This window comes from Stenotrophomonas sp. PS02289, assembly GCF_029960115.1.
In the GTDB taxonomy this organism is placed as follows: Bacteria; Pseudomonadota; Gammaproteobacteria; order Xanthomonadales; family Xanthomonadaceae; genus Stenotrophomonas.
In genome coordinates this window covers 1-12825 of the sequence record NZ_JASCOZ010000124.1, presented here as the reverse complement: position 1 = coordinate 12825, position 12825 = coordinate 1, and the positions used below count along the sequence as shown (strand labels likewise).

At 67.5% G+C, this 12825-nt stretch carries 8 protein-coding genes; 7 read left to right on the top strand and 1 reads right to left on the bottom strand.

Annotated features, from left to right (window positions below; genetic code table 11):
• Positions 1–56 precede the first annotated feature (56 nt).
• Positions 57–1175 carry a pyridoxal phosphate-dependent aminotransferase gene (locus QMX83_RS15705; protein WP_282297575.1) on the bottom strand — a complete coding sequence of 373 codons (1119 nt, stop codon included), beginning with the start codon at positions 1173–1175 and terminating at the stop codon, positions 57–59.
• Between the two features lie 143 nt (positions 1176–1318).
• Here QMX83_RS15705 and ligA point away from each other — a divergent pair, with 143 nt between their 5' ends.
• From ligA to QMX83_RS15670, 7 genes are all read left to right on the top strand, one after another.
• Entirely contained in the window at positions 1319–3784 is a 2466-nt protein-coding gene (ligA, locus tag QMX83_RS15700; protein ID WP_282297574.1) for an NAD-dependent DNA ligase LigA, read from the top strand.
• Between the two features lie 24 nt (positions 3785–3808).
• Entirely contained in the window at positions 3809–4294 is a 486-nt protein-coding gene (locus tag QMX83_RS15695; protein ID WP_282297573.1) for a GNAT family N-acetyltransferase, read from the top strand.
• Positions 4291–5235: an EF-P lysine aminoacylase EpmA gene (gene epmA, locus QMX83_RS15690; RefSeq protein WP_282297572.1), complete on the top strand. Its 945-nt coding sequence runs from the start codon at positions 4291–4293 to the stop codon at positions 5233–5235. Before QMX83_RS15695 ends, epmA begins: the two co-directional genes overlap by 4 nt.
• A gap of 104 nt (positions 5236–5339) precedes the next feature.
• Positions 5340–6080, top strand: coding sequence for a DUF3011 domain-containing protein (locus QMX83_RS15685; RefSeq protein ID WP_282297571.1), 741 nt, complete (start codon positions 5340–5342; stop codon positions 6078–6080).
• A gap of 20 nt (positions 6081–6100) precedes the next feature.
• Positions 6101–7162, top strand: coding sequence for an S-methyl-5-thioribose-1-phosphate isomerase (gene mtnA, locus QMX83_RS15680; protein WP_282297570.1), 1062 nt, complete (start codon positions 6101–6103; stop codon positions 7160–7162).
• A 161-nt stretch (positions 7163–7323) separates the two neighbouring features.
• Positions 7324–10038 (top strand): DNA gyrase subunit A, encoded by a 2715-nt coding sequence (gene gyrA / locus QMX83_RS15675; RefSeq protein WP_282297569.1) that lies wholly within the window; start codon positions 7324–7326, stop codon positions 10036–10038.
• A 234-nt stretch (positions 10039–10272) separates the two neighbouring features.
• Positions 10273–12675, top strand: coding sequence for a PQQ-binding-like beta-propeller repeat protein (locus tag QMX83_RS15670; protein ID WP_282297568.1), 2403 nt, complete (start codon positions 10273–10275; stop codon positions 12673–12675).
• Positions 12676–12825: the final 150 nt, after the last annotated feature.

Genomic DNA, 12825 nt, shown 5'->3' with positions numbered 1-12825 from the left:
GGCCGGCGCTACCCAACTGTCCGGTAGCGCCGGCCGTTGGCCGGCCCGCATGAACCCTACGCGGGCACGCCCGTAACCGCTGAAAACGCCGCGCGAAACGCCTCCATTTCCGCCTCGGTTCCCACCGTCACCCGCACCCGCTGCGGCCAGATCGGCCAGCTGCGGCCGATGATGACGCCGCGTTCGGCCATGGCGGCAACGAACGCCTTGCCGTCGCGCTGTACATCGACGACAAAACAGTTCGCCTCCGACGGCACGCAGGAAAAGCCGCGCTTGCCCAGCCAGGCAATCGTGGCCTGACGTACCTGCGCGTTCTGCGCCTTTCGCTGCGCCACCAGCCCGGTATCGCGCAGGCTGGCCAGCCCGGCGGCCAGCGCGGTGACCGGCAGCGGGTTGTCGCCCAGGCCGGCGAGTTCGCGCAGACGGTCCGGGTGCGCCGCGGCCACACCCAGGCGAAGTCCGGCCATGCCATACAGCTTGGAGAACGTGCGCAGCACGATCACATCGTCGCGCTGCATCACCTGCGCGATCAGTGAGGGCTGGTCGCTGTACTGGATGTAGGCTTCATCGACGAGCACCCGGGTCTGCGCCGGCTTGTGGGCCAGCAGCCAGGCAATCTCGGCTGCCGGGGTGATGGAACCAGTGGGGTTGTTCGGATTGCACAGGTACAGCAGCCCGGCATGGATGCGTTGCGCAGCGGCGACCATCGCCCGCAGGTCGTGCGCGCCGTCGGCACGCAGCGGCACCTTTTCCACCGTGGCCCCGTGCGCCGCGGCCAGGTCGCCCAGGCTTTCAAAGGTCGGATCGGCGACCACCAGTCCCGCCGTGGGCGAGGTCCAGACCACCGCGGCGCGGTTCAGCGGTTCGCTGGAGCCGGGGTACAGCCGGACGCGCTCGGCTGCGATCTGCTCCTGCGCCGCGAAGGCGTCGCGCAGTTCGCCGGCCAATGCAAAAAGATAGCGGCCACTGCCCGCCACGATGTCGCGTGCGGCCATTTGTGCGGCCGGTGCCGGGCCATACGGGCATTCATTGAAGTTCAGCAGCACCGGGCCGGCCGCGCGCGGCACGGTGGTCGGTGCCGCCTGTGCGGCAGGCACCAGGCCAAGGCCGGACAGGGTCAGGCCGGTGCCGGCCAGTTGCAGGAAGGTGCGGCGGGAATGCACGGTCGATGACATGGGGCAAACACCGGAGGCGGGACAATATCCGCATGCTGGCACCGCGCGCGAGGGTCGACAAGCGGCCGATGGTGGCGGGCCTGCGGGTGGCCTGCGGCAGGCCCAGCGCCTAGAATTCAATGCCCTTACACGACAGCCTCCGCATGAGCCCCAGCCCCGCAGAACGTGCCCAGGACCTGCGTCGCCAGATTGATGAAGCCGGCCAGGCCTATCACGAGCGCGACGAGCAGTTGATTCCCGACGCGGAATACGACGCGCTGGTGCGTGAGCTGGAAGCCCTGGAACAGGCCCATCCCGAACTGGCGGTCAGCGACTCGCCGACCCAGCGCGTGGGCGGCAAGGCGTCGTCGCGGTTTGCCGAGGTGCGGCATGCGGTTCCAATGCTCTCGCTCGGCAACGCCTTCAGCGACGAGGAAGTGGACGATTTCGTTCGCCGCATCCGTGAGCGCCTGCGCCGCGACGCGGTGATGTTCTCGGCCGAGCCGAAAATGGACGGGCTGGCGATCAGCCTTCGCTATGAAGACGGGCATTTCGTGCAGGGGGCCACGCGCGGCGATGGCAGCACCGGCGAGGACGTCAGCGCCAACCTGCGCCAGATCCAGGTCATTCCGCAGCAGTTGCAGGGCAGTGGCTGGCCGGCGGTACTGGAGGTGCGCGGCGAGGTCTACATGGCCCGCGCCGATTTCGAGGCCTACAACGCCAATGCACGCCTGCATGGCGGCAAGGTGTTGGCCAACCCGCGCAACGGTGCCGCCGGTTCACTGCGTCAGCTCGACCCGAAGATCAGTGCCCAACGCAAGCTGAGCTTCTATGCCTACGGGCTGGGCGAGGTCAGCGGTGGCGAACTGCCGCCCACCCATTCGGGCACGCTGGCCCAGCTCAAGGCGTGGGGCTTCCCGGTCAGTGACCTCTGCCAGGTGGTGGAAGGTCGCGACGGGCTGCTGGCGTACTACCGCGATATCGGCCAGCGCCGTGATGGCCTGCCGTTCGACATCGACGGGGTGGTCTATAAGCTGGACGATCGTGCCGGGCAGGAGCAGATGGGCTTTGTCTCGCGCGCGCCGCGGTGGGCCATCGCGCACAAGTTCCCCGCGCAGGAACAGACCACCACGGTGGAGGCGATTGAAATCCAGATCGGCCGTACCGGTGCGGCGACGCCGGTGGCGCGGCTCACGCCGGTGCCCGTGGCGGGCGTGATGGTGGCCAACGCCACCCTGCACAACGCCGACCAGATCAAGCGGCTCGACGTGCGGGTCGGCGACACGGTGATCGTGCGCCGCGCCGGCGATGTCATTCCCGAAGTGGTCAGCGTCATCCTTGACCGACGCCCCGCAGACACGCAGGCGTGGCAGATGCCCACCCACTGCCCGGTGTGCGGCTCGGACATCGTGCAGGAGGAAGGCGCGGCCGTGTGGCGCTGCTCCGGCGAACTGAGCTGCCCGGCGCAACGCAAGGAAGCCATCGCGCATTTCGCCTCGCGTCGCGCGATGGACATCGACGGCCTGGGTGGCAAGTACATTGAAACCCTGGTCGATGCCGGCATCGTGCGCGGCGTCGCCGACCTGTACCGGCTGACCCGCGACCAGCTGCTGCACCTGAAGCTGGTGCTGGATGCGGAGTCGCCGCAGGCGCTGTCCGACCAGATCGCACTGCACCTGCCGCGCGACGGCAGCGGCGAATACCTGCGTCGCGTGCTGGCGCTGGATGCGGCCGACGAAGGCTGGCGCGCGCAGGCGCTGTCCATGGACACCGCGTTCGAATGGAACACGAAGAAGATCGCCACCAAGTGGGCCGACAACCTGATCGCGGCCATCGACACCAGCCGCACCACCACGCTGGAACGTCTGTTGTTCGCACTGGGCATCGAACACGTGGGCGAAAGCACCGCCAAGGCACTGGCACTGTGGTTTGGTGACCTGGGGCTGATCCGCCACCTGCCGTGGCCGCTGTTCAAGCGTGTGCCCGACATCGGCGGCGAAGTCGCGCGTTCGCTGGGCCACTTCTTCGAGCAGCCGGGCAACCAGCAGGCCATTGATGCGCTGATCAACATCGGCAACGTGCGCATCAGCGACACGCATGCGCCGAGTGCGAAGCTGCGCGACGGTCTGGATTTCGCCCAGTTGCTGGTCGAAGCCGAAATTCCCGGCATTACCCGCCTGCGCGCGGAGAAGTTGACCGCCGCCTTGCCTGACGCGCAGTCGCTGCTGGACGCCGAGCCGGTACAGCTCACTGCCGCCGGTCTGCCCAACGAGGTGGCGCTGGGACTGAACGCCTGGCTGGAAGCGAACGGTCAGGGCGCGATGCTGGTCCAGGCGGACGCCCAGCGCCGCCTGCTGCTGGAAAAAGCCCCTGAACTGGCCGACGTCGTCGCCGGCCCGCTCGATGGCCAGACCGTGGTGCTGACCGGCACGCTGTCCCAGATGAACCGCGACGAAGCCAAGGAGCGGCTGGAAGCGCTCGGGGCGAAGGTGGCCGGCAGCGTGTCGAAGAAGACCGCCTTCGTGGTCGCCGGCACCGAAGCCGGCTCGAAACTGACCAAGGCCACCGAGCTGGGCATCGAGGTATGGGACGAAGACCGCCTGGTCGCGTTCCTCGCTTCCCACGCCTGAGCCTGACCGGACCGGATTGAACCCATGCAGACTGCCCCTCTCGATTTCCGCGTTGCCACCGTCGCTGACACCGAACAGGTGGTCGCGCTGATGCGTGACTTCTATGCCGAAGACCATCTCGTATTCGACGAGGCACGCGTGCGTCGCGCGCTGGACGCGTTGCTGAGCGACCCCCGCAACGGCGAGGTGCTGCTGTGGTTGAACGAAGCCGGTGAGGTGGTCGGGCATGCCGCGCTGGCGATGGGTTTCAGCCTGGAGCAGGGCGGGCATTTCGTGCTGCTGGACGAGCTCTACCTCAGTCACGCCGCGCGCGGTCGCGGTCGCGGCAAGCAGGCACTGGCGATTCTCGAACAACGCGCCAACGCGCGCGGGGTGGAACGGATGCGGCTGGAAGTGAACCACCACAACGAGTTGGCGCGCCGCCTGTACCTGGCCAGTGGCTATGTGGATGAAACCCGTGGGCTGCTGTCGCTGCCGCTGGCCGACCGCCTGCGGGATGCACGCGGATGATCGCCGCGCTGCGTCAACGGGCCGCACTCAACGCCTTGATCCGTGCGTTTTTCGCCGAACGCGATGTGCTGGAAGTGGAGACGCCCATCCTGTCCGAGGCCGGCAACACCGAGCCGAACATCGACAGTTTCCACACCCGCTTCAGTGGTCATGTCAGCGCCGGCAGCGCGCTGCGCTGGCTGCGCACCTCGCCGGAGTATCCGCTGAAGCGGCTGCTCGCCGCCGGCGTCGGCGACTGCTACGAGCTGGGCCGGGTGTTCCGCAATGGCGAAGCCGGCGGACGCCACAATCCCGAGTTCACCATGCTGGAGTGGTACCGGATCGACTGGGACCATCATCAACTGGTGGAGGAAACGGTTGCGCTGGTGCGCGCCGCGCTGGCCCTGGTGCAGCGCGATGCGTCGTTGACCGTCATCGACTACCGCAGCTTGTACCGGCAGCACGTGGGGGTGGATCCGTTCGAGGCGACGCTGGAGCAGCTGCAGGCTCCGCTGGCCGAGGTCCGCATCGATGCCGAAGGGCTGACCCGCGACGACTGGCTGGACCTGCTGATGACCCACTGCATCCAGCCGCATTTCAGTGATGACACCCTGACCGTGGTACACGACTGGCCGGCCAGCCAGGCCGCGCTGGCGCGGGTGCGGCCGGGCACGCCGCCGCTGGCCGAGCGTTTCGAGCTGTACCTGGGGGCGGTCGAGCTGGCCAACGGCTACCACGAACTCAACGATGCCCAGGAGCAGCGCGCGCGCTTCGTACGTGACCACGCCGTGCGCACGGGCCGGGGGGCGGTGTTGCCTGCGCTCGACGAGCGGCTGCTGGCGGCGTTGCCGGCGTTGCCTGACTGCGCGGGAGTCGCGGTCGGGGTCGACCGCCTGCTGATGGCGATGAACCGCACCGCACGCATCGCCGATGTGCTGGCGTTTGATTTCGCCCACGCCTGAGAACCGGGTGCCGCATCTTGCGCGGTCTTCACGATGATGCTCTGATCACACCCGATGTTGGAAGGTGGCACCGTGATGGAACTGTGGCGGCGGGGAACGTGTTGATGAAGCTGTTGGAAGCTGCCGTACCGCCGTCGCTGCGATGGAGCTGGTCGTGGCTGGGCCTGGCGCTGTGCGCCGGCCTGGTGCCCGAGCGTGTGGACGCGGCCGAGACCGGCTACGCCGGGCAGGTGGTCCGTTGCGAATCCCGGGACATGGGCTGGGTGCATTGCGACATGCCAGTGGAGCAGGGCGTGGACCTGGTCCGCCAGTTGTCCGATAACAGCTGTGTGCGCGGCTCGGAGTGGGGCACCGACCGCTCCGGGGTCTGGGTCACGCTGGGCTGCCGCGCCGAATTCCGTGCGCGTCTGCCCGCCGGTTCCCCTTCGCTGGGTGAGCGCAAGGTGCGCCGCGTGGTGCGCTGCGAGTCCAGTGGCCGCCCACAGAACTGCCCGGTCATGCTGCAGGGCGCGCCGGTGCGCCTGCTGCGCCAGCTGTCTTCCATGCCGTGCCGCGAAGGCCACAGCTGGGGCGCGCGCCGCAACGAGATCTGGGTCACCCGGGGCTGCCAGGGCGACTTTGAAGTGGGTGCCGAAGACGGCAGTGGTTTCGTCAACGTGCCGCGCCTGCTGGTGTGCGAGTCGCGCTCGCGCCAGCGACGTTTCTGCGGGGCCGGCATCAGCCAGGGCGCGCAGCTGCGCAAACAGCTGTCCGGCAGTCCGTGCGAAGAAGGGCGCAGCTGGGGCTGGGACGCCCGTGGGGTGTGGGTCGACAACGGCTGCCGCGCCGAGTTTCTGGTGAATTGAGCCGGCGTTACAATGGGGGCATGAACGCATCCCCCGATATCGATTACGCCCGTTACGACCACATCCGGCCGATCCTGTGGACCGGCGATTCCCTGCAGCTGCTCGACCAGCGCAAGCTGCCGTTCGTGGTGGAGCATGTGGCGTGCCACACCAGCGACGAGGTGGCCGCCGCCATTCATGCGCTGACCGTGCGTGGCGCGCCGGCGATCGGCATTGCCGCCGCCTGGGGCGTGGTGCTGGCGGCCCGCGACGTGCAGGCCGAAGACGGTACCGATGCCCTGGCCAAGCTGGAGCCGGCGCTGCAGCGTCTGAACGCGTCGCGGCCCACCGCCGTGAACCTGGCCTGGGCGCTGGCCCGCATGCGTCGCGCCCTGCAGCCCGCCGGCAGCGACTGGCGCGAGGTCCTGGTGCGCGAGGCGCAGGCCATCGCCGACGAGGATCTGGCCGCCAACCGCCACATGGGGGCCTTGGGTGCCGGGCTGATCGACGCCGGCAGTGGTGTGCTCACCCATTGCAACACCGGCTCGCTGGCCACGGCTGGTTTCGGTACCGCGCTGGGCGTGATCCGCGCCGGCATGGCGCAGCACCGCATCGCCAAGGTGTTTGCCGGTGAAACCCGGCCGTGGCTGCAGGGTGCACGCCTGACCGTGTGGGAGCTGCAGCAGGACGGCATCGATGCCACCCTGATCGCCGACTCCGCTGCTTCGCACCTGATGAAGACCGGTGCCGTGCAGTGGGTGATCGTCGGTGCCGACCGCATCTGCGCCAATGGCGATACCGCCAACAAGATCGGCACCTACCAGCTGGCGATTGCCGCGCGCCACCACGGCGTCAAGTTCATGGTGGTGGCCCCGTCCTCGACCGTGGACATGGAGACCGCCGACGGCGACCAGATCGAGATCGAGCAGCGCGACCCGGGTGAACTGTACGGTGTGGGTGGCACCCGCACGGTGGCCGAGGGCATTGCCGCCTGGAATCCGGTGTTCGACGTCACCCCGGGCGAGCTGATCGACGCCATCGTGACCGAGAAGGGCGTGATCCTGAATCCCACCGTGGCCAACATGCAGGCCGCGTTCGGCTGATGCTCTCGTAAGTGTCTGATTTCTGCGCGTAAAACCCCCATAAATACGGGCAAAAGAACCCCCGTTGTGGTAGCATCCATGGGTTAATCGAGATTCCGTCGCGGCCACCCTGAAAAGGCCATCCGCGGCGGACTGGACCGCTACCAGACAACGGAACCCGAATGGCAGAAAACGCCAAGGAAATCATCCAGGTCAACCTGGAAGACGAGATGCGCAAGAGCTACCTCGATTACGCCATGAGCGTGATCGTGGGACGTGCGCTGCCGGATGCGCGCGACGGCCTCAAGCCGGTTCATCGCCGCGTGCTGTACGCGATGAACGAGCTCAACGCGCACAGCAACAAGCCCTACTTCAAGTCGGCGCGTATCGTCGGTGACGTCATCGGTAAGTACCACCCGCATGGCGATGCCTCGGTGTACGACACCCTGGTGCGCATGGCGCAGCCGTTCTCGCTGCGCTACATGCTGGTGGACGGGCAGGGTAACTTCGGTTCGGTCGACGGCGACTCCGCCGCGGCGATGCGTTACACCGAAGCGCGCATGTCCAAGCTCACCCACGAGCTGATGGCCGACATCGACAAGGAAACCGTCGATTTCCAGCCCAACTACGACGAAAAGGAACTGGAACCCACGGTCATGCCGACCCGGTTCCCGAACCTGCTGGTCAATGGTTCGGCCGGCATCGCGGTGGGCATGGCGACCAACATCCCGCCGCACAATCTCAGCGAGTCCATCAACGCCTGCATCGCGCTGATCGACAACCCGGAGATCGACGTTGATGGCCTGATGGAATACATCCCGGGCCCGGACTTCCCGACCGCCGGCATCATCAACGGCACCGCCGGCATCGTCGCCGGCTACCGTACCGGCCGTGGCCGCGTGCGGATCCGGGCCAAGGCCGAGATCGAAGTGGCCGACAACGGCCGCGAATCGATCATCGTCACCGAGATTCCGTACCAGGTGAACAAGGCCCGGTTGATCGAGAAGATCGCCGAGCTGGTCAAGGAAAAGAAGCTCGAAGGCATCAGCGAGCTGCGCGATGAGTCCGACAAGGACGGCATGCGCATCTACATCGAGGTCAAGCGCGGCGAGTCGGCCGAGGTTGTGCTCAACAACCTGTACCAGCAGACCCAGATGGAGTCGGTGTTCGGCATCAACATGGTGGCGCTGGTCGATGGCCGCCCGCAGTTGATGAACCTCAAGCAGATGCTCGAGGCCTTCGTCCGCCACCGCCGTGAAGTGGTCACCCGCCGCACCGTGTTCGAGCTGCGCAAGGCGCGCGCTCGTGCCCACGTGCTGGAAGGCCTGACCGTTGCGCTGGCCAACATCGACGAGATGATCGAACTGATCAAGACCTCGCCGAACCCCACCGAAGCCCGCGAACGCATGCTGGCACGGCTGTGGGAGCCGGGCCTGGTCGGTTCGATGCTGGGCGCGGCCGGTGCCGAAGCCTCGCGTCCGGAAGACCTGCCCAAGGGCGTGGGCCTGATCGAGGGTGGCTACCAGCTGACCGAGATCCAGGCGACCCAGATCCTGGAAATGCGCCTGCACCGCCTGACCGGGCTGGAGCAGGACCGCCTGACCGAGGAATACAAGCAGCTGCTGGAAGTGATCGCCGGGCTGATCCACATCCTGGAAGATCCCGACCGCCTGCTGCAGGTGATCCGCGAAGAGCTGATCAGCATCAAGGTGGAATTCGGCGACGAGCGTCGCAGCGAAATCCGCCACAGCGAAGAAGACCTGGACATTCTCGACCTGATCGCCCCGGAAGACGTGGTGGTCACCCTGTCGCACGCCGGTTACGTCAAGCGCCAGCCGGTCAGCGCCTACCGCGCGCAGCGTCGCGGCGGCCGGGGTCGCAGCGCGGCGGCGACCAAGGAAGAGGATTTCATCGAACAGCTCTGGCTGGTCAACACCCATGACACCCTGCTGACCTTCACCAGCTCGGGCAAGGTGTTCTGGCTGCCGGTGCACCAGTTGCCGGAAGCCGGCTCCAACGCGCGTGGTCGCCCGATCATCAACTGGATTCCGCTGGAATCCGGCGAGCGGGTGCAGGCGGTGCTGCCGGTGCGTGAATACGCCGAAGGCCAGTTTGTGTTCTTCGCCACCCGCAACGGCACGGTCAAGAAGACCCCGCTGAGCGAGTTCGCCTTCCGTCTGGCGCGCGGCAAGATCGCCATCAACCTCGACGAGGGCGATGCCCTGGTCGGCGTCGGACTGACCGACGGTGAGCGCGACATCCTGCTGTTCGCCTCCAACGGCAAGACCGTGCGCTTCGGCGAAGACAAGGTCCGTTCGATGGGCCGCACCGCCACCGGCGTGCGCGGCATCAAGATGGCCAAGGGCGAGGAAGTGGTCAGCCTGATCGTGGCCGAATCGGCCGGCGGTCTGGAGGACGAGAACGAGGACGAAGGCCAGATCGAAGACACCACCAGCGAGAACGGCGATGCCGTGATCGAGGGCGGCGACGACGATTCCAAGCTGTACATCCTGACAGCCACCGAGAACGGCTACGGCAAGCGCACCCCGCTGCCGGACTACCCGCGCAAGGGTCGTGGCACTCAGGGCGTCATCGGCATCCAGACCACCGAGCGTAACGGCAAGCTGGTCAGCGCGGTGCTGATGGGCCCGCGCGACGAGGTCCTGCTGATCTCCGACGGCGGCACCCTGGTGCGCACGCGCGGTTCGGAAATCTCGCGCGTCGGCCGTAACACCCAGGGCGTCACCCTGATCCGTCTGTCCAAGGACGAGAAGCTGCAGGCGGTGGAACGCATGGACGCTTCGATCGAGGACGACGAGGAAGAAGCGGACGTGGCCGTCGCTCCGACCGAAGGCGTCAGCACGACGCCGGTCAACGACGACATCGCACAGGGCTGATTCACGCGTCAAGCTGCATGCACAACGCCGGCGAAATGCCGGCGTTGTGTTTTCTGCGTTCGACGAAATTCCGGTAGCGCCGGCCGTTGGCCGGCCCTCAGCACGCCGTGCCACGTTCGACAGCAATCCAAAAAACGCAAAACATTCACGCCCTGTTTGGCATAAGCCCACCAAGGAGCGCCAAGGCGGGGAGGCCACGCGCTCCAAGGTTCTGCCGTACCGGGGAGAGCACCGATGTCTGCCGCACCGCCGTCCGATCCATCCCGCCCGCCCACGCCGCGCCATCCACTGGTCACGGTGCTGTCGTTGCTGTTCATCCTCCTCGGCGTGCTGATCGGCGGCCTCGGCCTCTGGCTGTTCCAGCTCGGCGGTTCCGCTTACTACCTGCTGGCGGGCGTCGGCCTGCTGGCCAGCGGTGTGCTGCTCTGGGGCAACCGCCGCATGGGGGCCTGGCTGTTCTTCGCCGTGTTCGCCGGCACCTTCCTCTGGACGGCATGGGAATCCGGCAGCGATTACTGGCGCTGGCTGCCGCGCATTGGCGCGTTCGCCGTGCTGGCATTCGTGCTGGCGCTGTTGCTGCCCACGTTGCGCGATCCCGTCCCGCGCCGCGCCTCCCGCACTGCCGCCGGTGTTCTCGGGTTGGGGTTGTTGCTGCTGGTCGGGCTTGCGTTTGCGTCGCACGGTGGAATGACCGGCCGCGAGGCGTTCCCCGAGGCGGTTCCCAGTGCCGGCCTCGCGCCCACCCGCGAAGTCAGCGCGCAACCCGCTGACGATCCTGCTGCCGGCGACTGGACCGCCTGGGGCCGTAGCAATGCCGGAACCCGGTTCTCCCCCCTGCAGCAGATCACCCCAGCCAACGTCGCAAAACTCGCGCCCGCCTGGGCGTTCCGCACCGGTGATCGCCCACGCCGTCGCTGGGGTGCGGAAACCACGCCGTTGAAGGTGGGCGACACCCTGTATCTCTGCAGTGCCCGCAATCAACTGATCGCGCTGGATGCGGGCACGGGCACCCTGCGCTGGCGCTTTGATCCCAAGGTGCGCGACACCGCCATTCCCTCCACCACGGCCTGCCGGGGCGTGGCCTACTACGAGGTGCCCGTCGCGCCGCAGATCGATCCCCTGTTGTCCGACGTGGCCGCCGATCTGGCCGTGCCGGTGGCGCTGCCCGCCGAGGGCGGTGGGGTCGTCAGCACCGCCAGTCGCGCACCGTGTGTGGCCCGCATCATTGAAGGCACGCTGGACGGTCGACTGGTGGCGGTGGACGCGACCAGCGGTCGTCCGTGCGCGCAGTTCGGCAACAACGGCCAGGTCGACATCACCCTCGGCATGGGCGAGGTGGTCCCCGGGCAGGTGGCGATCATCGCGCCGCCCACGATCACGCGTGGGCTGATCATCGCTGGCCACCAGGGACTGCAACGGGCCGATGGCAGCGCGCCCTCCGGCGTCATCCAGGCCTTCGACGCGCAGAGCGGAAAGCTGCGCTGGGCATGGGATCTCGGTGCACCCGAACTCACCACGCGCCCCGCGCAGGGAAAGACCTATACGCCCGGCACGCCGCGCCTGCTCGCCACGGCCACCAGCGATGAGCAGCTGGGCCTGGTGTATCTGACGCTGGGTGACGCGACAGGGGCTGAAGGGCGCGAGCGCGTGGCCACTGCACTGGTGGCGCTGGATGCCACCACCGGCAAGCCGGCCTGGACGTTGCAGGCACTGCCGGGCGATGCATCGAATGACGACGTCGTGGCCCAGGCCTCGCTGGTCGACTATCCCACCGCCGCGGGCAAGGTGCCCGCACTGGTGCTGCCGACGCGGCAAGGTGATCTGTATGTGCTGGACCGCCGCACAGGGCAGCGGCTTGATTCGCCTGCGGTCGCGCCAGCGGCCACGCAGCCGCGTGCGCACACGCTCGACGAGCGTGACATGTGGGGGCTGACGCCGCTGGACCAGCTGGTCTGCCGCATCCAGTTCAGGCGGGCTGCGCAGGCGGGCGCGGATGCACGCATTGCCTATCCCGGCCAACACGGGGGCGTGGACTGGGGCGGGGTGGCCGTTGATCCGCGCCACGGTGTGATCGTCTCGAATTACACCGATCTGCCCGATTACCTTCGGAAAGGCGCGGAGGCGGACAGCGGGCTGACCGGTTGGCTGAGCGGCGCGCCGTTCTCAGGCTATGGTGCCCAGGCTTCTGCGGGGGATAACTGGCGCGGCAACGCCGGCTGGCGGCTGTTGTTCACCGGGCTGTCGTGCAAGCAGCCGCCCTACGGCGGACTGCGTGCCGTCGAACTTCGCAGCGGCGCGGTGTTGTGGGAGCGGCCGTTCGGCAGTGCGCGCGGCATCGGGCCATTCGGGTTGCGCTCGCACCTGCCGATCGAGATCGGCGCGCCCAACGCGGGCGGGGCGGTCATCACCGCAAGCGGGCTGATCTTCATCGCCGCCGCCAACGATGATCTCCTGCGCGCCATCGACCTGAAAACCGGCAAGGAACTCTGGCGCGCGCCGCTGCCGGCAGGTGGCCAGGCCACGCCGATGATCTACCAGCACGGAGGACGCCAATACGTGGTCATCGTCGCCGCCGGTCACCACGCGATGGGCACACCACGCGGCGACTATGTGCTGGCCTACGCGTTACCCCAATGACGCCGACATCCTTGAAATGCATGACGTAGAGCCGGGCTTGCCCGGCTGCTTCTCGCGTCACACCATCCGCCAACGGCGCATCCCGTAGAGCCGGGCTTGCCCGGCTGCTTTTCGCGTCACACCATCCGCCAACGGCAGCCGGGCAAGCCC